Genomic DNA, 20,797 nt, shown 5'->3' on the forward strand with positions numbered 1-20,797 from the left:
GGCTGCCGATGGGAATGAAAGGCACAGGATCATGGCACAGGACACTCGCCCAACACTTCGTTTTCTGGGAGCCGCCGGAACAGTAACCGGATCGCGCTATCTGATTGAAACCGGGGATCGCCGCATTCTAGTTGATTGTGGCTTGTTTCAAGGCTTCAAATCGCTGCGGGACCGCAACCGCAAGGCGTTTCCGGTACGCCCCTCCACCATTGACACCGTACTTCTGACGCACGCGCATCTCGATCACTCAGGCTATCTGCCTGCGCTGATCCGCGGCGGGTATCGAGGGAAGGTGATGTGTACCGAAGCGACGGAGGAACTCTGCGGCCTGATCCTGCCGGACAGCGGCCATATCCAGGAAGAGGAGGCACGTTTTGCCAAAAGGCACCGATACTCCAAGCACAAGAACCCCAAGCCGCTCTACACGTTGAAAGATGCTCAGGCGGCGCTTGAGCATTTGCACAGAGTTCCCTTCAACAGCACAATCGATGTTGGTGACGGAATATCCGCAGAGTTCATCCCGGCGGGCCATTTGCTCGGTGCGGCGCAGATCCGTATCAGACTGCCGGGAAGGACAATCCACTTCAGTGGCGACCTCGGCCGACAGAACGACGCACTGATGCGACCACCACAACCGTTCTCAGGTGCGGACGTGTTGGTTTGTGAATCCACCTATGGCAATCGCCATCACGCAGCCATCGACGCGGAGGAAGAGCTTCTGCCAATCCTGAAACGTGTTTTCGGGCGGGGCGGTACGGTTCTCATCCCCTCATTCGCGGTTGGGCGCGCGCAGGGGCTTATGTATCACATTGCACGCCTGCAAAACCGCGGCGAGATCCCATATGTGCCGGTTTATCTCAACTCGCCAATGGCGATCGACGCGACCGAAATCTACCACGGCCATCACGAAGAACATCACGTTGCCTGGGAGGATTGCCTTGCGATGTTCCAGATCGCCAAGCGGGTCACTTCGGTCGAGGAGTCGAAGAAGCTGAACACGCAGCATGGCCCGATGATCATCATTTCGGCGAGCGGCATGTTGACCGGCGGGCGGATCCTGCATCACCTCGCCAGCTTCGGCGGCGACCCGCGCAACGCAATCCTGCTGTCGGGCTTTCAGGCTGGCGGTACCCGCGGGGCGGCACTGGCCGCTGGCGCGGACAGTCTGCGCATGTTCGGTCGAGATTTCCCGATCAGGGCAGAGGTGATCCAGCTCGAAGCCTTTTCCGGACATGCCGATGCCGAAGAGTTGCTGGCCTGGATGCGCGCGTCGGATCGCGCGCCGCGCATGACCTATGTGACTCACGGCGAACCTTCTGCCTCGGACCGGCTGCGCTGGCGGATCGAACATGAACTCGGCTGGCCTGCCCGCGCCCCCGAACACCTCGAAACGATCCGGCTGGACAATCCAAAATGACAGAAATCGACAATACGCTCGCCCTGTCCCGCGCGGGGATCGACACTTACCGGCAACCCGTTGTCTTCATGCGCGAAGACTGCCACGTCTGCCGCGCCGAAGGCTTCGCAGCCCTGACCCGGATCGAGGTCACGCTCGGCGACAGGTCGGTGATTGCCACGCTGAACGTGTTGACCAATGGCGACTGGCTGCCCGACGACACTGCCGCCTTGTCGGAAGAAGCCTGGGCCGCCCTGAAGCCCCAACCGGGGGACCGGGCAAGTCTTACGCACCCGGAGCCACCGGACTCCGTCTCAGCGATCCGCGCCAAGGTCTATGGAGAAACCCTTGAGCAGCAAAGGTTCGACGCAATCATTCGTGACGTCCTCGATCATCGTCTCTCCGATCTCGATCTGGCAGCCTTCATCACCGCCTGCGCGGGCGACCGGCTTTCGATTGCGGAAACCATCGCACTGACCCGATCCATGCAGGCGGCGGGCGAAACGCTGGATTGGGGCGGCGCCGAGATCTACGACAAGCATTGCGTCGGGGGGCTTCCAGGAAACCGCACCACGCCGATCATCGTTTCGATCATCGCGGCGGCGGGGCTGATGATCCCCAAGACCTCTTCTCGCGCGATCACTTCCCCCGCAGGCACGGCCGACACGATGGAGGTCATGGCTCCCGTCTCGCTCGACATCCCCGCGTTGAGACGCGTCGTCGAGGCTGAGGGCGGGTGCATCGTTTGGGGGGGCAACCTCGCTCTCAGCCCTGCGGACGATGTTCTGATCCGGATTGAACGGCCACTCGATTTCGACAGCGACGGACAGCTGGTGGCGAGCGTCTTGTCGAAGAAGGCTGCGGTCGGTGCGAAGCGCGTGCTGATCGATGTGCCCGTCGGACCAACGGCCAAGGTCCGCTCGGCGGAAACCGCCGCTGCGCTGGCAGAGCGGCTCCGCGCCGTTGGCAAGGCCATCGGCCTGACGCTCTCGATCCATCAAAGCGACGGGACTGCACCTGTCGGCCGCGGAATTGGACCCGCACTTGAAGCCCAAGATGTCCTTGCCGTGCTACGCCGCAACGAGAACTTCCCTGTCGACCTGCGCGACCGTGCACTCGACATCGCTGGAGCGCTGCTGGACCTTGTCCCCGAGACGGGCAGCGCGGGAGGGCGAAAGGTGGCCGCACAGCTGCTCGACAGCGGCGCTGCCGAGGCGAAGTTCATGGCGATTTGCGATGCACAAGGCGGTTTCACTGAGCCCGGTGAGGCGCGTTATCATGCGGTGATCACCTCCCGCACGGCGGGGCGCCTCATTGCGATTGACAATCGTCGCATCGCGCGCACAGCGAAACTCGCCGGCGCACCGCGGCAGCAGCTCGCAGGGCTGCGCCTTCTGGTCCAGATCGGTGACCATATCGAATTTGGCAAGCCGCTGTTCGAGATCCACGCCGAAACGCTGGGAGAACTGGAATACGCCCGCTCCTATGCCGAGGCGCAATTGGGACTTTGCACAATTGAGGAGGCAAACTGATGACCATTATCGCCCCCTTTCCCGGCATGGAGCCATTGGCGCGCAGAATGGCGGCGACATCCGGTGCCGAAATCCAGCCGGTGGACTTGCACCATTTTCCCGATGGTGAAACCCTCGTGAAGCTCGGCGGCGATCCTGCAGGACGCGAAATCGCCTTCCTCGCCACGTTGCGCGATCCTGATCGGCTGGCGTTGCCTCTGCGTTTCGCAGCTCTGACGGCGCGCGAACTTGGGGCCGCGCGTGTGGGGCTGGTCGCGCCCTATCTTGGCTACATGCGCCAGGACAAGCGGTTTCATCCACGCGAAGCTGTGAGCGCCCCGATCTTCGCGGGATTTCTTGATGAATGTTTCGACTGGGTGATGACCGCTGACCCCCATCTGCATCGCAACCCGAGCCTTTCAGCGCTGTTCCGCATTCCCGCATATCGTGTCGCCACAGCCCCTCTGCTGGCCGACTGGATTGCGGCGAACGTTCCAGAGGCCGTGCTCCTTGGGCCTGACAGCGAAAGCCAGCAATGGGTGGCTGAAGTCGCCAGGCTCGCCGGACGCCCCTACGAAGTGCTGACAAAACATCGCTCCGGGGATCGGCAGGTCGAGATCAGCCTGCCGGGCAGCGCCGTTTTCCGACAGGGGACACCCGTGATCCTCGATGATATCGCCTCGTCCGGACACACGCTGATCCGAACGCTCGAACAACTCGAGCAGGCCGGTGCCCGACCTGCGACTTGCGTAATTATCCACGCGGTTTTCGCACACGGCGCAGAGGAAGCAATCCGCCATGCCGGTGCCGCGCGGATCGTCAGTACCGATACGATTCCACACTCAACGAACGCAGTCTGCGTCGGCGAGCTGTTAGCGACAGAAATGAAAGTTGCTCAATGCGCCACTTGACCTTCCAGTTACTGGAAGAATTAGGTTTGAGGCAATGAGCTAGAAATACGGGAAAGGATCCCCGAATGAACAACCATCACGAACATGCCAACGGATCTGACGATCAAGTTCCTTCTGGCTACGCGGGCACGGTCTTCACTTGCCCGATGCACCCCGAGGTACGCCGCGCCGAACCGGGAGATTGCCCGAAATGCCAGATGCATCTGGTGCCGGAGGGCGAGCCCTCGCAACACCACGCCCATCATCAGCACACGGGCGACGCGGTGGAGCCAAACCACTTGGACTCGGTTCCCAACGACTACACTGGCCCGGTTTATACCTGTCCGATGCACCCTCAGGTGCGCCAGACGCATCCCGGGTCTTGTCCGATCTGCGGTATGGGGCTGGAACTGGAATCGGCCGCCATGGAAGCGGAAGGCCCGAACCCGGAGCTTGTGGATTTCAGCCGTCGTTTCTGGGTGGGGGCCATTTTGACCGTACCGCTCCTTGTGCTGACCATGGGCCCCTATCTTGGCCTGAGCGGGGTGCGCGAGATATTCGGAGAACGCGTCACCCTCTGGGTCGAACTCGCGCTCGGGACACCCGTTGTCTTTTGGTCCGGCTGGCCTTTCCTTGTTCGTGGCTGGAACTCGTTCCGGACAAGGAACCTCAATATGTTCAGTCTCATTGCCATGGGTGTAAGCGCCGCATGGCTGTTCAGCATCATCGCCGTCCTGGCACCGGGCATATTCCCCGATGGGTTCCGGGATGCCGAAGGGCATGTCGGCGTCTATTTCGAGGCGGCGGCTGTGATCGTCACGCTGGTCCTTGTGGGACAGGTGATGGAGCTGCGCGCTCGCGAAGGCACTGGCAAGGCGATCCGTGCTCTTCTGGATATGGCCGCCAAGACGGCACGTATTATCCGCGACGACGGAAGCGAGGAAGAGGTTCCATTGGAACAGGTCCAGGTCGGCGACCGACTACGTGTGCGACCCGGTGACAAGGTGCCGGTCGATGGTATGGTCGTCGAAGGCAGGTCCTCAGTTGACGAAAGCATGATCACGGGCGAGCCGGTACCTGTAGAAAAGGTCGGAGGAGACCCTGTAACGGGTGCCACGATCAACGGAACCGGCAGCCTGATCATGGAGGCGACGCGCGTCGGCGCCGACACGATGCTGAGCCAAATCGTCGAGATGGTGGCCAATGCGCAGCGGTCTCGCGCGCCGATCCAGAAATACGCCGACAAGGTCTCCGGATATTTCGTGCCTGCAGTTATTGGCATCGCCGTGCTGGCCTTCATTGGCTGGGCCATTTGGGGCCCGGTCCCGGCCCTTTCCTATGCTCTTATTGCGGCCGTTGCCGTTCTCATCATCGCTTGTCCCTGTGCCCTCGGCCTTGCGACACCGATGTCTATCATGACGGCGACGGGGCGCGGCGCGCAGGCGGGTGTCCTGATCAGGAATGCAGAGGCACTGGAACGGTTCGAGAAGGTCGATACCCTGATCGTCGACAAGACCGGCACGCTGACGGAAGGCAAGCCGAAACTTGTCGGCGTCTACCCTGAACCGGGTCACGATGAGGTAGAAGTGCTTCGGCTTGCCGCATCGCTGGAACGCGGCTCCGAGCATCCTCTCGCGGAAGCCATCGTACGCGGTGCTGAAGAGCGTGGCGTCGACCTGGCAAAAGCCGACGCCTTCGAGGCGGTCACCGGCAAGGGCGTCAAAGGCACGGTGGACGGGCGGGTAGTGGCGCTCGGCAACGTGAAACTCCTGACTGACCTCGGACTTGATGCAGCAGAGCTTCGGGACAAGGCGGATGCCCGTCGGGATAATGGCGAAACGGTTATGTTTGTCGTCGTCGAGAATGACGTTGCCGGTCTTGTCAGCGTCGCAGACCCGGTAAAGGCGACCACACCGGCCGCCCTGAAGGAACTGCACGCACTTGGGTTCCGTATTATCATGGCGACGGGAGACAATGAGCGTACCGCTAGGGCCGTCGCGTCCAGTCTAGGCATCGACGAGATCCGCGCCGATGTGATGCCGGAAGACAAAGCGAAGATCATCAAGGAACTTCAGGCCAAGGGGCACAAGGTTGCCATGGCCGGCGACGGTGTCAACGATGCACCTGCCCTGGCTCAGGCCGATGTCGGGATTGCCATGGGCACCGGCGCCGATGTGGCCATTGAGAGCGCAGGGTTCACGCTCGTCAAAGGGAACCTCGACGGTATCGTGCGTGCGCGCAAACTCGCCCGCGCGACCATGCGGAACATACGCCAGAACCTGTTCTTTGCTCTGATCTACAACACTGCGGGCGTGCCCGTCGCTGCGGGGATCTTGTTCCCATTCCTCGGGATCTTGATCAGTCCGATGTTTGCGGCCTTTGCCATGAGCGCTTCCTCAATCTCGGTCGTCCTAAACTCCCTTCGGCTACGGCGCGCGCAGATTTGAGGGGAAACAAGAACGATCGCGAGGTCCATCAGACCGTTCAATAAACAGTATTGGGTACAATCCATCGCCGGAGAAGGGGCAACAGCGTTCAGACAATCACCTGCAAACCAAGGAGACCAAAATGACCTACATTTCCAGACAGATGATCTTAGCCATTGCTGTGGTGTGGGCGCTGCCAGTCGGCGCCCAAGACAGCGGGCATATGACAGATAATGGGGCGATGAGTCAGATGATGAGCTCCGGACTGTTCCTGCCAAACATGGATGCAGCCAAGGGGCGTGCGCTGTTCGCCTCGAAAGGCTGTGTCGTTTGTCATTCTATCAACGGGGTCGGAGGCGAGGATGCCCCCGCCCTTGATGCAGCGTATATGGACCTGCCAATGAACCCGTTTGAATTTGCCGCCCGAATGTGGCGCGGCGCGCCGGCGATGGTCGCTGCCCAAGAGGATGAGCTCGGCGGGCAAATTGAATTCACAGGTCAGGAGCTTGCCGATATCATCGCGTTCGTTCACGATTCCGAAGAACAGAAGGCATTCTCTGCCGGCGACATCCCCGAAAAGATTGAAGAAATGATGCACCAAATGGGTGAGGAGGATCACGACTGAAGCGTCAGGGGATATCGCAGTAGAATAAGGCAATGCGTCGAAAGTTTCATTTGCGCCCTAAGATGCCGATCCTATGGCGGACCGCTTCTGCGCCAGCCAAAGTAATCCAAATCCCGCGGCTAACATCGGCAAGGAAAGGAATTGCCCCATCGTAAGCCCCCAGTCACCAAACTGCACAACATACCCAATCGGATTGTTCACGTCTGCGAATTGAGCGTCGGGCTGGCGAAACAACTCTACAAAACTTCTCGCAAAACCATATCCGGCCAGGAAGAGCCCGCAAATTGCCCCTGGTGTCCTAAGCCATCCGCGCCGCCACGCAAGGAATAGGAGAGCGAAGCCAAGCAACAGGCCTTCCAAAAGGGCTTCGTACAGTTGCGAAGGATGCCGTGCGCAAATGTCGGTTATTCCCGGGCATGATTGCGCTGCGTCACCGGGAAATATGACGGCCCAGGGCATGTCCGATGGGCGGCCCCATAGTTCATTGTTTATGAAATTTGCGATCCGGCCCAAGAACAAGCCCGGAGGCGTTGCCAGAGCGAAAAGGTCAGCCATGCTCAGGAGCGGCATACGCTGACGGATGCCATAAACAAGCGCGGCAATGGTTACGCCAGCAAACCCACCATGAAATGACATTCCCCCTTGCCAGACCTTCAGAATTTCTAACGGATTGGCAAGATAGAACCCGCGCTGATAGAACATCACGAACCCTAACCGCCCGCCAACGATCACCCCGATGATAATCCAGGTCAAAAGATCCTCAATTTGGCGCGGTGTTAGCGGGGCGCCCGATGCAGGCCACAGAGCGGCGCGTTTGACCGTGGCAACACAAATTCTCCAGCCGACGAGAAGGCCGATGATATAGGCCAACGCATACCAGCGGAGAGTCAACGTAAACGTGCCGATCTCAACCGAAAATATATCCGGCCCGATATTTGGGAACGGAAGTGCGGACAAAGGCATGGACATTCTTTCTAGTCATTCGGGTGAGGTCGGATCGTGCACATACGCCGTTCGTGCTCTCTCATGGTTTGTTCATCGCGAGTGAAGCTTCCGCGGGCTATTGGCCCGACTGGAGTTCTTCCAAGGACTGCAAAATGACACTTTGGCGCGGGTCTTCGGAGGAAACGGGCACCAATAGCTCTTTGGCTCGACTGTACGCGTTCAAGGCGAGGTCAGTTTCGCCGAGCACCCTGTAGGCCCTGCCAAGACGCATCCATCCATCGATATCGTCTGGTTCAGCCTCAAGGCGTGTTGCCAAACGTTCCACCATGGATCGGATAAATGCATCTCGATCGACATCATCCATCTGGCTGGCCGCTTCGACATCTGCAGCAGTGGGGCCGGGCGAATTGCCTGACATTACTGGAGCATAATCCGACAAACTGATAGGCGCTCGGCCCAGTGCCGCACCTATCCGGTTTGCTTCCGCGACAAATGTTTCCATCCAGGGTGCGAACCCATCCACTTCGTCCAATCGCGTGAGAAGACGATTGTAGGCCTGCTCATTCGCACCCGCTTGCGCAAGCCCGACAGCATCGTAAAAAGTTCCAGCAGGATTGGTCGGATCGAGCTCAAGTGCTCTTGCAATGGCCCGCTTCGCTTGGGGTGTCACGATCCCCTGTTCGGAAACGATGAGAGCTTCCGCATAGATCGAAAACACAGCAGAATCGGCATTCATGGATTGTGTTGCACGCTCGTAGGCCGATGCGGCATCCGAAGCGCGGCCCAATTTCATGAAGGTCTGTCCAAGGAGCATCCAGCCCTCCAAGGCTCCGCCTTCTGAATCCGCCTGCAACCGCTGCAATAGCTTCTGCGCCAACGCTTCGATTTCACGATTTTGCGCGACCTCTGCCTGGCGATCCTCGAAAGCGATGCTGGATAGGTTTGGCGCTCCAGCAAAACTGTAATACCCCGCCGCGAACAGCGGCACAAAGACCGCAGCAGCCATGAGTATGACCCTGCCGCCGCCGTTGGATTCCCCGGTGTTTTTTACTCTCCCCACGGAGAGAACCCGCCGCTTGATTTCCTGTCGCGCCGCATGCGCCTCTGCGACAGAAAGCAGGCCGCGTTCAGCATCCCGATCGACTTCAGACAACTGGTCCTTCAAAACTGCGAGAGTCCTGTCTTCGGCCGGACCTTGCACCAAGGCAGGCTTCCACGCCGAAGCCGCAACAATACCTGAGGCAGTCAAGGCGAGGACTGCCATTGCAATCCATATCATCGGTGGTCCCCTTCGCTGGATGAAGTGAAAATGCGTGCGACCTCGGCCTCCTCGTCATCGCTCAGGTCTGCGATTTTTTTTCTTTTTCGAGAGCCCATCAGGATGCCGCCACCGATCCCCAGAGCCAAGAGCCCAAGGAGTGGGGGGGTAAACCAGAGAGCGTAGGTCTCGGGTTTAAACGGAGGCTTCAGTAGAACGTAATCGCCGTATCTCGCTTGGATGAAAGCAATTGCATCTTCGTTCGTGTCACCCGCAACCAACCGTTCCCGGACCAAAAGTCGTAGGTCGCGCGCAACGCCGGCGTTCGAGCTGTCAATATCCTGATTTTGGCAAACTACGCAGCGAAGCTGCCTGGAAACCTCCCGTGCCCGAGCCTCGAGGATTGGATCGGAGAGGATTTCGTCGGGCTCAACAGCCTGCGCAGACATTGGCATGATGAGTGCCAACACAAGGAAAAAACGACGCATGTCAGCTCCTCTCCTCTAACACACCCGCTTGTCGGAGAGCCTGGCGAAAGGTTGATACAGCCTCTTCACCGACGATCGGGCCGACGTATCGGTAGAGCACCGTTCCATCGCCTCCGACAATGAATGTCTCGGGCACACCCGAAATCCCCCACTCGATCCCGGCACGACCTGAAAGATCCAAGCCAATACGTTCGTACGGGTTCCCGAGATTTTGAAGCCAATTGACCGCGTCTACCGGTTGATCCTTGTAGTTGATCCCGAACAAACGCACGCCATCGCGCTCAACCAAAGCGCTCAGAACCGCGTGTTCGGCACGACAGGGAACGCACCAGGAAGCGAACACATTAACGACGACTGGCGTTGGGTTTCCGAGCAGGTTTTCCCGAGACAGTCCCTGTACATCAAGACCCGGCACCGGCCCGAGAATGAACGAGGGAGCTGGCTGAGAAATGAGAACCGAAGGAATCTCGCTTGGGTCACGATTGGGATTCAGGCCCCACAAGAAAAATCCGCCGACAATCACTGCCAGTACCAAGGGAATAATCGCTACAGCTCGTTTCATTGCTCACTCCGCTGCGACCGGTTTCGTGGATCGTGCCTTGGAGCTTTGGGGTGCCCCGACCCGGAAGCGGCGATCGGACAAGGACAGACTGCCGCCTATGACAAGCATGGCCGCACCCAACCAAAGCAAGCCGACGAATGGCTCATAGAGAATACGCAGAGTCCAGGCACCGCTCTCTTCGGCTTTGTCCAGAGAGGGTTCCGTGATCGAAGCGTATAGGTCTCCCGCCAGGGTTGACCGTATCGCCGATTCTGTTGTCGTACTTTGTGCGACCGGATAGCTGCGCCGTTCAGGTTTGAGAGCCGTCACGAAAGAGCCGCCCCTTTCGACGCGCAGGGTTCCCTGATCCGCAATATAGTTCGGGCCACGAACGCGCTGCACACCTTCAAATGTGACATCAAATCCCGCAATGTTGACACTCGTGCCGGGCTCTACAAATGCGATCTCTTCAGATTTCCAAACCGAAGAGCCAATCATGCCGATCATCAAGACCGCAACTCCCGCATGAGCGAGCGTCATTCCATGCGCCGCGCGGGGCAAATTGCGGGCACGCCGGATGCTTTCCTGGAGCGGAACCTCGAACAAACGAACCCGCAGCGCCCATTCACGTAAGGAAGCAAAAAACAACCAAAGCGCGATGAGGATCGAAAGATATGCCAACACGGGCCCGCCTTTGGCGAAATACCAAATTGCGAGCGTTGCCAGCACCGCCAGCACCACCACGAAGCGGACACGTTGAAGCACTCCGACGAGATCGGCTCGTTTCCAGGACAAAAACGGCCCCAGACCCATGACAAAAACCAAGGGGAGCATCATTGGTACGAACGCGCCATTGAAGAACGGCGGACCGACGGAAATCTTGTCACCAGAAACGGCTTCGAGAAACAGCGGATAAAGCGTACCGAACAGAACCGTGCCAGTCGCTGTAGCCAGGATCAGGTTGTTTAGCAACAACCCTGCCTCTCGACTAATCGGCTTAAACAACCCGCCACCTTCCATCATTGGCGCCCGCCACGCATAGAGTGCAAGTGAGCCACCAATTGAAATCGCAAGCAGGCCAAGAATGTATAGGCCTCGCTCCGGATCCACGGCAAAAGCATGCACAGAGGTCAGCAAGCCAGACCGAACCACAAATGTGCCGAGGAGTGACAGCGAAAACGTCAAGATCGCGAGTAGGATTGTCCAGCTTTTGAACGCGTCACGCTTTTCAGTGACAATCGCCGAATGGAGAAGTGCTGTCCCGAGAAGCCAGGGCATAAAACTGACATTTTCAACCGGGTCCCAGAACCACCATCCACCCCAACCCAGTTCGTAATATGCCCACCACGATCCCAGAGCTATCCCCGCAGTCAGGCTGATCCACGCGGCCAGTGTCCAGGGTCGAACCCATCTTGCCCAGGCTGTGTCGATCCGTCCCTCGATCAAGGCTGCGGCTGCAAACGAAAAGACGATCGAGAAACCGACATATCCAAAATACAGCAGAGGCGGGTGCATCGCGAGGCCGATATCCTGGAGCAGAGGATTGAGGTCAGCGCCATCAAGCGGCGGAGGAAAGACGCGCTCGAACGGATTGGATGTGAAGAGAAGGAAGGACAGGAACCCGACGCTGATCCATGCCTGCATTGCCAAAGTTCGCGCTCGAAGTGTTTCCGGTAGGTTTGAGCCGAAAGCAGCAACCGCAGCACCGAAGATGGTCAGAATGAAGACCCAGAGAAGCAACGATCCTTCATGACTTCCCCAAGTCGCCGCGACTTTGAAGATCATTGGTTTCAGCGAATGCGAATTGTTCGCAACGTTCAAAACAGTGAAATCAGAGACAACAAAAGCGCGCATCAAGGCTGCAAAGGCAAGTCCGACGAAGACGACCTGCCCAAAAGCAGTCGACCGGGCCGAACGCATCCAGAGAAGATTGCCCCGGGCCGCGCCGAAAAGAGGAATAGTCGATTGGACGAGGGCCAACGCCAATGCGAGGGCCAGCACAAAATGGCCGAGTTCCGGGGTCATAGGAGCCTCACGATCTTTAGCAGTGGGGTCGACTGGTGATCACTTTCTCAGTCGTCTAGAGCGGCTTTGCGCTTGCGATACTCTTCTTCATCAATCTCACCGCGCGCGAAGCGATCCCTGAGAATGTCATGCGCGCTCGACCCGGAGGCACGGCCCTTTTCGCTGAACCAGCGAACGGCGAAGAATATCAGCGCAATAATCACGCCCCAGAACACGATCATCATCAGCCCTCCCAGCATTCCAAATCCACCGCCCCACATGTGGCCGTAATAATCTCCGCCGGGGTCCGCCATGGCGGTCGTCGCGAACAGTGTGAATGCTGCGGTTGTGTTGGTAAGTCTAAGCATGTCGGTTTCCTTTTCTGTCATTTCATGTTTCAGCAACTGGCAATCGAATTGTCGCGATAAGCCCCCCGTCCGGGTGGTTCGCCAGACTGATCTCCCCACCCTGCGCACGAAGAATGGACCTTGCGATCGACAGGCCCAGCCCATGCCCGCCGGTTTCCAGAGATCGGCTTTCTTCAAGCCTGAAGAATGGGTCAAATATGCGTTCCAATTCTGCGGTTGGAATCCCCGGCCCTCTGTCAGTGACGGAAATTTCTATTTCCCCCTCGGCTGATATCCAGCCCAGGGTTGCGGACCCGCCGTAGCGCACCGCGTTCTCGATCACGTTTCGCAATGCGCGTCGAATGGCATTGGGGCGCAATCGAACCGTGACTTCGGGGCCGTCAGAGAGCACAAACGGTACGACCATATCCCCCCGCAGAGCTTCTAGGAACGATTGCAGGTCAACATCCTGCATTGGTTCGTTCCCTGAGAGACCTTTCGCGAAGGTAAGGGTTGCTTCCACCATCGACTGCATTTCTTCGACGGTTGCGACGAGACTCTCTCGGGTTTCGTCTTCCTCTACCATTTCTGAATGTACTCTCATTGCGGTGAGCGGAGATCGAAGATCATGTCCAAGGGCCGCCAGAACCCTCGTTCTGTCGGCAACGAACCGTGTCAGCCTGTCCTGCATACGGTTGAAACCAGCGGTCAGCTCCCGAACCTCCTGGGGTCCCCGTTCTGGCAACGCGTCTATGTCTTCTCCACGCCCCAATCGTTCCGACGCCCAGGCCAATCGCCGCAGAGGGCCCAGCAGTCCGGTCATGACAAACCAGCTCACTGCGACCAACAGGGCCATTGCCGTCAGACCAAATGTCAGCATGGAATAAAGCGGCCACTGGATCGGCGGACGCTCAAAGCGCGTACTTACGTTCAACCACTGGCCGCCGGCGATCGAAATTGAAAGGTTCATCTCGATTGCGGACAGTTCACCTCGCATCATGGCCAAGTGCATCTCGGTCATTTCGTGCGAAAGGTTCGGTAGCGGCAGGATCGCGCCTTGGATCTGGTGAAGCTCCACACGAATGTCGCGACTGTAGCTGTCGTTCAGGAGTGCGCGGACGCGGGTTTCAACCAACCCGCCATCCGAATGGTCGCTATGTTGCACAAGCGGCTTCGTCCCGAGGTCAAAGCGAACAAGGGGCGAGTTCGCCGCGCGGATAATTGATGGGCGCAGGTCAGCGGGTGCCTCTTCAATCAAGCGCGCAACATTTGCCGCTCGTCCAGCTGCCTCAAACCCAAGAGCAGCCCGTATGGCGAGGCTTCGTTCATCGGCGAAGAGCCACAGGCTGACAAACTGTGCGATCCCCAACGCGATAATGATGAGAAGAACGAGTTGGACCCGGAGAGATCGTAGGAGCCGCCAGATCATTCGGACACCTCGACGTCGACCGACAGGCAGTAGCCGCCGCTTCTGATCGTCTTGATAATACGTGGACGGAGAATGTCGGGCTCGAGCTTTCGCCGAAGGCGCGAAATCTGGTTGTCAATTTTCCTGTCCAACGGACCAGCGGAAATGCCCTGAGAAAGATCTAGCAACTGATCGCGGCTCAACACCATCCGAGGGCGCTCCAGAAGGACCGTCAGCAGTTTGAATTCTGCGACCGTAAGAGCGGTCTCTTGTCCCGCGTCGTCGAGAAGCACCTGCCGGTCTACATCCAAGGTAAGGTGTGCAAAGCGGACTTTGCGGCCGCTCAGAGATCCGGTGAAGGCCTCTTTGTGCTCGCTTCTTCGCAGGACGGCTTTGATCCTCGCAAGGAGTTCGCGTGGATTAAACGGCTTGGGAAGATAATCGTCCGCACCGATCTCCAAACCGACAATACGGTCCGCATCTTCACCGAGCGCGGTTAACATGATGATCGGCAGTCGCCCTTCGCTTGACAGACGTTGGCAAACGGAAAGGCCATCCTCGCCAGGCATCATGATATCCAGGACCAGTAGGTCGAAGCTTCCGACAGCCAGCTTCGCGTCCATCTCCGCCGCATCCTTGGCAGCGGTTGCTCGCATGCCATTCTTTTCCAGATAGCGGGTTACACTTTTCCGGATCTGTTCATGGTCATCCACGACGAGAATATGTGGCGCGTGTTGCATGGGGCCCTTCTAAAGCATTGGAAATCAGACGGTCAGGTTCCTTTTTGTCGCCAATTGTATCAGCCCCTGTCCATTGCGACAGACGGATACAAATCCACGGGTGTACGTCCTTACATTCAAATGTTTGATGCCAAGTTGTATGAGGTCAAAAGAAGGAAAGGCTTCAAAATGTCCTACTCAACAAAAGTTTCTACCGGTCTTCTGGTTGCCGTTCTCACAGCAGGTGCTGCGCTCGCCGATGACAGCCATCACCAAGCTGCGGGCGGTGAAAGCGTCTCTCCCAATGTACTTGCTCAACCGATGGCAGGGACGGGCGGGCCCGGAATGATGATGGGTGGCGGCATGATGGATCCCAGTCAGATGGCCGAGCATCTTCAGATGATGCACGGCATGATGCGCATGATGATGCAAATGCATTCGGGCATGATGAGCGGAAACGGCAGCATGATGGGACCAAGCACAACCGGTCAAGGTATGTTCCCGATGATGGGGGGCAACATGATGTCAATGTTCGATATGGATGGAAACGGCGCGGTGTCTCCCGAAGAGGCGCATGAGGGCCTTCAGTCGATGCTGTCGGACTATGACGCCGACGGTAATGGCACGCTCTCGATTGACGAATTCGCGTCGCTTCACGCCAAGGCGATGCGCGAGACCATGGTCGATCGTTTCCAGATGCTTGATGCTGATGGCGACGGCCAGATTTCTCAAGGCGAAATGGTCGCCCCTGCCGACAACATGGCACAGGGTATGGCCGCAAATCCCGGAATGATGACGGACGAAGACAACTGAACCCCGTCGTTCAGAAATTCCCCATTCAGGTAAGCCCGTCAACGGTTCGGTGCTTTGGGTTTGCCTGAACAAGATCGAGAGGGCTCAAAATGAGTTATACCTACAACAGACATCTGCCCAATACGGCGATTGATGATGCGGAGATGCGCCTGCGCGAAGCCCTGAAAGAAAAGGGATTTGGTGTACTGACCGAAATCGACGTACAGGCAACAATGAAGAAAAAGATTGACCGCGACATGGATGGATACCGCATTCTGGGTGCGTGCAACCCTCATATGGCATGGGAGGCCATTGGGCTGGAGCCCCGTATAGGATCGATGCTGCCTTGCAATGTGATCTTGCGGACGGTCGAAAACGGCACTGAAATCAGCGCTGTTGATCCAGTGGCTTCGATGGCCGCTGTCGAGAATGAGAAGCTGCACGAAGTCGCCGCGCAGGTGCGCGATATGCTGCGATCTGCGGTTGATAATGCATAAACTAAACTGAGGAGGCAGACCATGCTGAGCCGCCGTCAAACTTTTGGCCTGTTCGCATCGAGCACCTTGCTTGCCTATTCGCCAGCTTGGGCTGACAACCATGACGTATGGGCGCTCGATACTCTCCATGATGCGCTGAAAAGCGATTTGGCAAGGCTTGTGGACATCCGCAGACCCGAGGAATGGCAAGATACCGGCGTCGCGGAGGGGGCGTGGCCAATCGACATGACCCATCCGCGGTTCGGGGAGCGCCTCTTCGACGCCCGCGATCTTGCTGCGGGACGCCCGGTCGCCCTGATTTGTCGGACCGGCCATCGCTCAGGTCTCGTAATGAGCAAGTTGCGTGAAGCGAAAGCTGCCGGCTTTGTTGACGCCGTAGGCGGGATGCTTGGCGCCCCGGGGAGATCCGGCTGGATCGAGCAAGGTCTGCCGACAGTAACAAGAGAAGCCGCACTGGCCGCCCTCCCAAGTGAGCTAGCGTGAGACACAAGCTATACCATGACAAATCGTAGAGCCTTCATCGCCGGCTTGGCTGGCCTGCCGTTCGCCACAGGTCCGCTGGCGGCCATCGCACAGGGGAGTGTCAGGGCGTTGGCTATGCCACCATTGCTCGACGCAACCCGCGATCGGCATTTCCGTCTGACTGCCCAAAAGGGCAAGACCGATTTTACAGGACTGGGCGGCGGTGAGACCTGGGGGTTCAACCAATCCTTTTTGGGGCCTACGCTACGTCTTCCCGCAGGAGCTTCGACGCAAGCACAGATCGACAATACGCTGTCAGAGAAAATCTCGGTGCACTGGCACGGTATGCTGATACCCGGCGAAGTTGACGGCGGCCCACACCAGACCATTGAACCGGGCACGACTTGGTTTCCCGAACTGGATCTGACACAACCACCCGCTACTCTTTGGTACCACTCGCACGTTCATGGTGACACCGGACGACAAGTTCAAAGGGGATTGGCCGGTGTGATCCACGTTGATGACGGTCGGGACGATGCTCGGGGTCTCCCGATCTCATACGGCGTCGATGATTTGACCTTGGTTCTGCAAGACCGCCGGTTCGACCGGCAGGGCCGCATCGATTATGGCCTGTCTATGCCAGATCAGATGATGGGTTTCATGGGCAATGTCATTCTTGTTAACGGTCAGCTAGGCACCCAGGCTGTCGTCCCTCGCGGTATTGTCCGTTTGCGCTTGCTCAACGGCTCGAACGCGAGGATTTATCCCCTATCGTTTTCTGACCGTCGCGAGATGCACCTCATCGCGACGGACAGTGGCTATCTCAATCAACCTGTCGCCATTGAGTCCCTCGTGATCGCTCCCGGCGAACGATACGAAGTCCTCGTCGATTTTTCGGGAGGAGAGGCTGGCACGCTGGTATCCTCTGCAAATCCCAATCAGATGATGGGTGGGATGATGGGCGGCGCGAGCACTGCTGGGGGGAGCTTCGTAGTTGTACCCTTTGGTGTGGATGCGAGACTTCCTGCCCGCATTCTGGAAATACCCGCCGACTTGGGCGGCGTCCTGCCTGACGGTGAGGCCCGATCAGTCAATACACGTCAGATCACACTCGATATGCCAATGGGGATGGGCATGATGATGCGTAGGTCGAATGATCGGTTTGCGATCAATGGGCAGTCCTTCGACATGGGGAGGATAGACTTGTCTCTTTCGAAGGGGGCGACCGAGATTTGGCAAGTCTCCTCAAACATGATGATGCACCCGTTTCATGTTCATGGCGTGAGGTTTCAGGTGCTCGCCGAAAACGGAAAGAAACCAAGCATACAAAATTCTGGCTGGAAGGATACCGTGCTCGTAAATGGCCGAGTCGATATCCTGGTCAGCTTTGAGCAAACGGCAGATCGCGCCAATCCCTTCATGTATCACTGTCACATCCTTGAACACGAAGATGGAGGAATGATGGCGCAGTTCACGGTCACATGATCGTGCAAGCATGGGGATATGGTCGCCTGATTGGTTGTTTGGCGATAGCAACAGTTCTGTCTCTTGCAGGGCGCTGTTGCGCAAATCAGCTGATGATCGCACTTGCCCTTTCCCCGGACACTCTTATCCTGCGGCCACGGTCATCGGGATACCGAGTGCCGTGAAGCGGTTGAGGACCGCCGCGCGGATCTGGACCTCTGCCACTTGGCGGTCAAAGTCCCGCGACATCAACCGCTGGCCGAGCAGCTTCACGCAGTTCATTTTTGTTTCGACCCTGCTGCGGCGGTGATACCCGCTCCAGTTCCGCCAGAGCGCCCGGCCCAAGTGCTTCGATGCTCGCAGGATCTCGTTGCGCGCGCGGGCTCCGGCTGTGTCCGGCTTCCATGGCCTGGCATTCCGTCTCGGCGGGATGATAGCTGCAGCATCGCGCGCGGCGATGGCGTCGTGGCAGGCGCGGGTGTCATAGGCACCGTCGGCGGTGACGGTGGCGATCTCCTCCTCCGCCGGGATCTGGGCAAGCAGGTCCGGCAGCATCGGCGCATCGCCGACATTGCTGGACGTGACCTCGACGGCCCGGATTTCCAATGTTTCCTCGTCGACTCCGAGGTGGATCTTGCGCCACACGCGCCGTTTCGAGCCGCCATGCTTGCGCGTATGCCACTCACCTTCACCTTCCACCTTGATGCCGGTGCTGTCCACGAGCAGGTGCAGCTGCCCCTTCGAGCCGCGATACGGAATGATCACGTTCAAGGTTTTCTGGCGGCGTGACAGAGTGCTAAAGTCCGGCACGGACCAGTCGAGCCCAGACAGTTCGAGCAGGCTCGCCACGAAACCGGTCGCTTGGCGGAGCGGCAGCCCGAGGAGGATCTTGAGGGTGAGGCAGGCCTGGATCGCCGCGTCGCTATAGGCCTGCTGACGGCCGCGACGCCCCGACGGAATGGCTTCCCACTGCATCGAGGGATCGAACCAAACGGTCAGTGATCCCCGCTGCCTCAGCGCCTGATTGTAGCTTTGCCAGTTGGTGGTCTTGTAGGTCGTCTTCGGAGGTCTGCTCATGCTGCCCAGCTAGCATGCCGGATTCACAACATGAATCCTCCCGGATTTGCGCAACAACGCCCTCTTGCAGCTTTCGGTTTTTTTTCGGGCACGGTTTCTCTGAGCAATCTTGGGGTCGCCTTTTCACAGGCTGAAGTGCAGCGCCATATTGAAAATGCCGGAGCCGTTGGCCCCCTCGCGGTTATTGCACTCATGGCCCTCGTGATTGTCGCAAGCCCCATACCGAGCGCACCAATCGCACTTGCCGCCGGGGCTGCATTTGGTCACTATCTCGGAGCCGCCTACGTAGCCATAGGCTCGGAGCTCGGTGCTACAATCGCATTTGTCTTCGCGCGAAAACTCGGTCGAAGCACAGTTCGGCGTTTTTTGGGTAAGTATTCAGAGTTCGGGCTGTTGGGGTCGCAAAAGGCTCTGATGTTATCAGTGTTTGCGTCCCGCCTGCTTCCATTCGTTTCTTTCGATGCAATCAGCTATGTTGCGGGCTTGAGCCAACTTCATCTATGGCGCTTCATGCTGGCAACTTTTGCCGGGATTTTGCCGGCGAGTTTTGTTCTTGCCCATTTTGGAGCTGTGGCCATGTCAGGGGATTGGGGAACGGCTGAATGGATCACGATAGGACTTGGGGTTGTGACAGCACTGCCTTTTGTCTTTTTGACCCTCAAAAATAGAAAGCAGATCGACGATGAATAGCGACTATAAAGCGGGCAGCATTTCTCTTTGGGATGCCGTCGCCATGGGGACTGGTGTCATGATTGGCGCCGGAATTCTGGCACTCACAGGCCAAATTGCGGAACTGGCCGGCCCTACCTTTCCACTTGTGTTCATCGTTGGAGCCATCGTTACAGCCTTCAGCGCTTACACTTACATAAGAATGTCCAATGCCTACCCGTCAGCTGGCGGAATTGGAATGATCCTGCAAAAGGCCTATGGACCAACCGCCGTAGCCGCTGCAGCGGCTTTGCTTATGGCTCTGTCAATGGTCATTAACGAAAGCCTAGTCGCACGGACCTTCGCAAACTATTTGCTCCGTGGACTGGGCATTGCACCAGATGGCTTACTGGTTCCGGCAATAGGCGTTGCTCTCATTATCGCAGCCTATGTCGTCAACATCTCGGGCAACCGCTCTGTAGGCTGGATTTCCCAGTTGCTCGCGGTACTGAAGGTTGGCGGTATCACTCTGTTTGGGATCTCTGCGCTTTGGGCCGGCGGGTTTACTTTTGGCACAACAGGAGATGGAACAGCTTCACAGGGTCTCAGCGGATTTGTTGGTGCCACAGCGTTGGCAATTCTGGCATTCAAAGGGTTCACGACAATCACCAACAGCGGCGCCGAGATAGTGGACCCACACCGCAACATCGGACGCGCGATCATCATTTCATTGGCGGTCTGCGTAGTGGTGTATCTCTTGGTAGCATTTGCGGTGGGAAGCAGCTTGCCGCTTGGCAAGATCGTCGAAGCAAAAGACTATGCGCTCGCGGAAGCGGCAGCACCGTCCCTTGGGGAAACGGGCTTCTATCTGACCGTCGCGCTCGCTTTGATCGCAACTGCATCAGGCGTGATTGCCAGCATCTTTGCGGTATCTCGTATGTTGGCAATGCTGACAGAGATGAAATTGATCCCGCACAGTCATTTTGGGATGTCAGGCGGAGTCCGCGACCATACACTGATCTACACAGTAGTGATTGCGAGCCTGCTGACCATTCTCTTCGACGTTAGCCGAATAGCGTCGATGGGGGCCTTCTTTTACCTTGTAATGGATATGGTTATTCACTGGGGAGTGTACCGAAACCTTAGGGCCGAGCTTTCTGCGCATGGATGGATCATGTGTACGCCTCCGGCGAGGGCCGTCTGACGGGGATTTGGGCGTGATGCTAAGTCCGACCTTATGGTCGACCTAAAGTTCACACCCGAGATCGAGATCCTGGCAGCCGGGGATGTTCCGCGTCG

The 20,797-nt window shown here is 57.9% G+C and carries 20 protein-coding genes; 11 read left to right on the forward strand and 9 right to left on the reverse strand.

Translation table 11 applies throughout. From position 1 onward, the window contains the following. Positions 1-31 precede the first annotated feature (31 nt). From ACRARE_RS21770 to ACRARE_RS21790, 5 genes are all read left to right on the forward strand, one after another. Positions 32-1,417, forward strand: coding sequence for an MBL fold metallo-hydrolase RNA specificity domain-containing protein (locus ACRARE_RS21770; RefSeq protein WP_066707496.1), 1,386 nt, complete (start codon positions 32-34; stop codon positions 1,415-1,417). Continuing rightward, positions 1,414-2,928 (forward strand): thymidine phosphorylase family protein, encoded by a 1,515-nt coding sequence (locus ACRARE_RS21775; RefSeq protein WP_432658489.1) that lies wholly within the window; start codon positions 1,414-1,416, stop codon positions 2,926-2,928. Before ACRARE_RS21770 ends, ACRARE_RS21775 begins: the two co-directional genes overlap by 4 nt. Next, positions 2,928-3,818 carry a ribose-phosphate diphosphokinase gene (locus tag ACRARE_RS21780; protein WP_009573625.1) on the forward strand — a complete coding sequence of 297 codons (891 nt, stop codon included), beginning with the start codon at positions 2,928-2,930 and terminating at the stop codon, positions 3,816-3,818. The genes ACRARE_RS21775 and ACRARE_RS21780 overlap by 1 nt, the downstream gene beginning before the upstream one ends. Before the next feature lie 65 nt (positions 3,819-3,883). Next, on the forward strand, positions 3,884-6,244 hold the full coding sequence (locus tag ACRARE_RS21785; RefSeq protein WP_009573624.1) for a copper-transporting P-type ATPase: 2,361 nt from the start codon (positions 3,884-3,886) through the stop codon (positions 6,242-6,244). Between the two features lie 121 nt (positions 6,245-6,365). Beyond that, positions 6,366-6,848, forward strand: coding sequence for a c-type cytochrome (locus ACRARE_RS21790; protein WP_009573623.1), 483 nt, complete (start codon positions 6,366-6,368; stop codon positions 6,846-6,848). Between the two features lie 57 nt (positions 6,849-6,905). Here the strand turns inward: ACRARE_RS21790 and lgt are convergent, their stop codons facing one another. From lgt to ACRARE_RS21830, 8 genes are all read right to left on the reverse strand, one after another. After that, complete coding sequence (gene lgt / locus ACRARE_RS21795; protein ID WP_432658490.1) at positions 6,906-7,811, reverse strand: prolipoprotein diacylglyceryl transferase; 906 nt, start codon at positions 7,809-7,811, stop codon at positions 6,906-6,908. A 97-nt stretch (positions 7,812-7,908) separates the two neighbouring features. After that, positions 7,909-9,072, reverse strand: a complete 1,164-nt coding sequence (ccmI, locus tag ACRARE_RS21800) for a c-type cytochrome biogenesis protein CcmI (protein ID WP_009573621.1) — start codon at positions 9,070-9,072, stop codon at positions 7,909-7,911. Beyond that, complete coding sequence (locus ACRARE_RS21805) at positions 9,069-9,539, reverse strand: cytochrome c-type biogenesis protein (protein WP_009573620.1); 471 nt, start codon at positions 9,537-9,539, stop codon at positions 9,069-9,071. The genes ccmI and ACRARE_RS21805 overlap by 4 nt, the downstream gene beginning before the upstream one ends. A gap of 1 nt (position 9,540) precedes the next feature. Beyond that, positions 9,541-10,101 (reverse strand): DsbE family thiol:disulfide interchange protein, encoded by a 561-nt coding sequence (locus tag ACRARE_RS21810; RefSeq protein WP_009573619.1) that lies wholly within the window; start codon positions 10,099-10,101, stop codon positions 9,541-9,543. Positions 10,102-10,104: 3 nt separating this feature from the next. Further along, positions 10,105-12,105, reverse strand: coding sequence for a heme lyase CcmF/NrfE family subunit (locus ACRARE_RS21815; RefSeq protein ID WP_009573618.1), 2,001 nt, complete (start codon positions 12,103-12,105; stop codon positions 10,105-10,107). Between the two features lie 47 nt (positions 12,106-12,152). Beyond that, on the reverse strand, positions 12,153-12,452 hold the full coding sequence (locus ACRARE_RS21820) for an SHOCT domain-containing protein (protein ID WP_009573617.1): 300 nt from the start codon (positions 12,450-12,452) through the stop codon (positions 12,153-12,155). Between the two features lie 22 nt (positions 12,453-12,474). Continuing rightward, on the reverse strand, positions 12,475-13,860 hold the full coding sequence (locus ACRARE_RS21825) for an ATP-binding protein (RefSeq protein WP_009573616.1): 1,386 nt from the start codon (positions 13,858-13,860) through the stop codon (positions 12,475-12,477). Next, the gene (locus tag ACRARE_RS21830; RefSeq protein WP_009573615.1) at positions 13,857-14,579 is read right to left on the reverse strand and encodes a response regulator; all 723 of its coding nucleotides are present in this window, start codon (positions 14,577-14,579) and stop codon (positions 13,857-13,859) included. Before ACRARE_RS21830 ends, ACRARE_RS21825 begins: the two co-directional genes overlap by 4 nt. Between ACRARE_RS21830 and ACRARE_RS21835 the strand changes: the two genes are divergently transcribed. From ACRARE_RS21835 to ACRARE_RS21850, 4 genes are all read left to right on the forward strand, one after another. Continuing rightward, positions 14,541-15,371: an EF-hand domain-containing protein gene (locus ACRARE_RS21835; protein WP_081423917.1), complete on the forward strand. Its 831-nt coding sequence runs from the start codon at positions 14,541-14,543 to the stop codon at positions 15,369-15,371. The two genes, ACRARE_RS21830 and ACRARE_RS21835, sit on opposite strands and share 39 nt — an antisense overlap. 89 nt (positions 15,372-15,460) lie before the next feature. Further along, positions 15,461-15,847 (forward strand): DUF302 domain-containing protein, encoded by a 387-nt coding sequence (locus tag ACRARE_RS21840; RefSeq protein WP_009573613.1) that lies wholly within the window; start codon positions 15,461-15,463, stop codon positions 15,845-15,847. A 21-nt stretch (positions 15,848-15,868) separates the two neighbouring features. After that, a complete protein-coding gene (locus ACRARE_RS21845) occupies positions 15,869-16,330 on the forward strand; it encodes a rhodanese-like domain-containing protein (protein ID WP_009573612.1) in 462 nt (153 codons plus the stop codon). Between the two features lie 15 nt (positions 16,331-16,345). After that, the gene (locus ACRARE_RS21850) at positions 16,346-17,794 is read left to right on the forward strand and encodes a multicopper oxidase family protein (RefSeq protein ID WP_009573611.1); all 1,449 of its coding nucleotides are present in this window, start codon (positions 16,346-16,348) and stop codon (positions 17,792-17,794) included. Positions 17,795-17,917: 123 nt separating this feature from the next. On the opposite strand, the gene ACRARE_RS21855 is transcribed toward ACRARE_RS21850, so the two are convergent. After that, positions 17,918-18,850, reverse strand: a complete 933-nt coding sequence (locus ACRARE_RS21855) for an IS5 family transposase (RefSeq protein ID WP_038149006.1) — start codon at positions 18,848-18,850, stop codon at positions 17,918-17,920. Positions 18,851-18,880: 30 nt separating this feature from the next. Between ACRARE_RS21855 and ACRARE_RS21860 the strand changes: the two genes are divergently transcribed. Continuing rightward, on the forward strand, positions 18,881-19,540 hold the full coding sequence (locus ACRARE_RS21860) for a TVP38/TMEM64 family protein (RefSeq protein ID WP_432658491.1): 660 nt from the start codon (positions 18,881-18,883) through the stop codon (positions 19,538-19,540). Further along, a complete protein-coding gene (locus ACRARE_RS21865) occupies positions 19,533-20,702 on the forward strand; it encodes an APC family permease (RefSeq protein WP_432658492.1) in 1,170 nt (389 codons plus the stop codon). The genes ACRARE_RS21860 and ACRARE_RS21865 overlap by 8 nt, the downstream gene beginning before the upstream one ends. Positions 20,703-20,797 lie beyond the last annotated feature (95 nt).

Origin of the sequence: Pseudooceanicola aquaeponti (genome assembly GCF_050897975.1) — a bacterium.
In the GTDB taxonomy this organism is placed as follows: Bacteria; Pseudomonadota; Alphaproteobacteria; order Rhodobacterales; family Rhodobacteraceae; genus Pseudooceanicola.

What these genes read in the sequence shown, in the direction of transcription:
- ACRARE_RS21835 (WP_081423917.1), top strand. Translation starts at nt 14,541, where the DNA reads ATGGTCATCCACGACGAGAATATGTGGCGCGTGTTGCATGGGGCCCTT.
- ACRARE_RS21830 (WP_009573615.1), bottom strand. Translation starts at nt 14,579, where the DNA reads ATGCAACACGCGCCACATATTCTCGTCGTGGATGACCATGAACAGATC.
- ccmI (WP_009573621.1), bottom strand. Translation starts at nt 9,072, where the DNA reads ATGATATGGATTGCAATGGCAGTCCTCGCCTTGACTGCCTCAGGTATT.
- ACRARE_RS21775 (WP_432658489.1), top strand. Translation starts at nt 1,414, where the DNA reads ATGACAGAAATCGACAATACGCTCGCCCTGTCCCGCGCGGGGATCGAC.
- lgt (WP_432658490.1), bottom strand. Translation starts at nt 7,811, where the DNA reads ATGCCTTTGTCCGCACTTCCGTTCCCAAATATCGGGCCGGATATATTT.
- ACRARE_RS21770 (WP_066707496.1), top strand. Translation starts at nt 32, where the DNA reads ATGGCACAGGACACTCGCCCAACACTTCGTTTTCTGGGAGCCGCCGGA.
- ACRARE_RS21850 (WP_009573611.1), top strand. Translation starts at nt 16,346, where the DNA reads ATGACAAATCGTAGAGCCTTCATCGCCGGCTTGGCTGGCCTGCCGTTC.
- ACRARE_RS21780 (WP_009573625.1), top strand. Translation starts at nt 2,928, where the DNA reads ATGACCATTATCGCCCCCTTTCCCGGCATGGAGCCATTGGCGCGCAGA.
- ACRARE_RS21860 (WP_432658491.1), top strand. Translation starts at nt 18,881, where the DNA reads ATGAATCCTCCCGGATTTGCGCAACAACGCCCTCTTGCAGCTTTCGGT.
- ACRARE_RS21825 (WP_009573616.1), bottom strand. Translation starts at nt 13,860, where the DNA reads ATGATCTGGCGGCTCCTACGATCTCTCCGGGTCCAACTCGTTCTTCTC.
- ACRARE_RS21845 (WP_009573612.1), top strand. Translation starts at nt 15,869, where the DNA reads ATGCTGAGCCGCCGTCAAACTTTTGGCCTGTTCGCATCGAGCACCTTG.
- ACRARE_RS21810 (WP_009573619.1), bottom strand. Translation starts at nt 10,101, where the DNA reads ATGAAACGAGCTGTAGCGATTATTCCCTTGGTACTGGCAGTGATTGTC.
- ACRARE_RS21805 (WP_009573620.1), bottom strand. Translation starts at nt 9,539, where the DNA reads ATGCGTCGTTTTTTCCTTGTGTTGGCACTCATCATGCCAATGTCTGCG.
- ACRARE_RS21855 (WP_038149006.1), bottom strand. Translation starts at nt 18,850, where the DNA reads ATGAGCAGACCTCCGAAGACGACCTACAAGACCACCAACTGGCAAAGC.
- ACRARE_RS21865 (WP_432658492.1), top strand. Translation starts at nt 19,533, where the DNA reads ATGAATAGCGACTATAAAGCGGGCAGCATTTCTCTTTGGGATGCCGTC.
- ACRARE_RS21790 (WP_009573623.1), top strand. Translation starts at nt 6,366, where the DNA reads ATGACCTACATTTCCAGACAGATGATCTTAGCCATTGCTGTGGTGTGG.
- ACRARE_RS21815 (WP_009573618.1), bottom strand. Translation starts at nt 12,105, where the DNA reads ATGACCCCGGAACTCGGCCATTTTGTGCTGGCCCTCGCATTGGCGTTG.
- ACRARE_RS21820 (WP_009573617.1), bottom strand. Translation starts at nt 12,452, where the DNA reads ATGCTTAGACTTACCAACACAACCGCAGCATTCACACTGTTCGCGACG.
- ACRARE_RS21840 (WP_009573613.1), top strand. Translation starts at nt 15,461, where the DNA reads ATGAGTTATACCTACAACAGACATCTGCCCAATACGGCGATTGATGAT.
- ACRARE_RS21785 (WP_009573624.1), top strand. Translation starts at nt 3,884, where the DNA reads ATGAACAACCATCACGAACATGCCAACGGATCTGACGATCAAGTTCCT.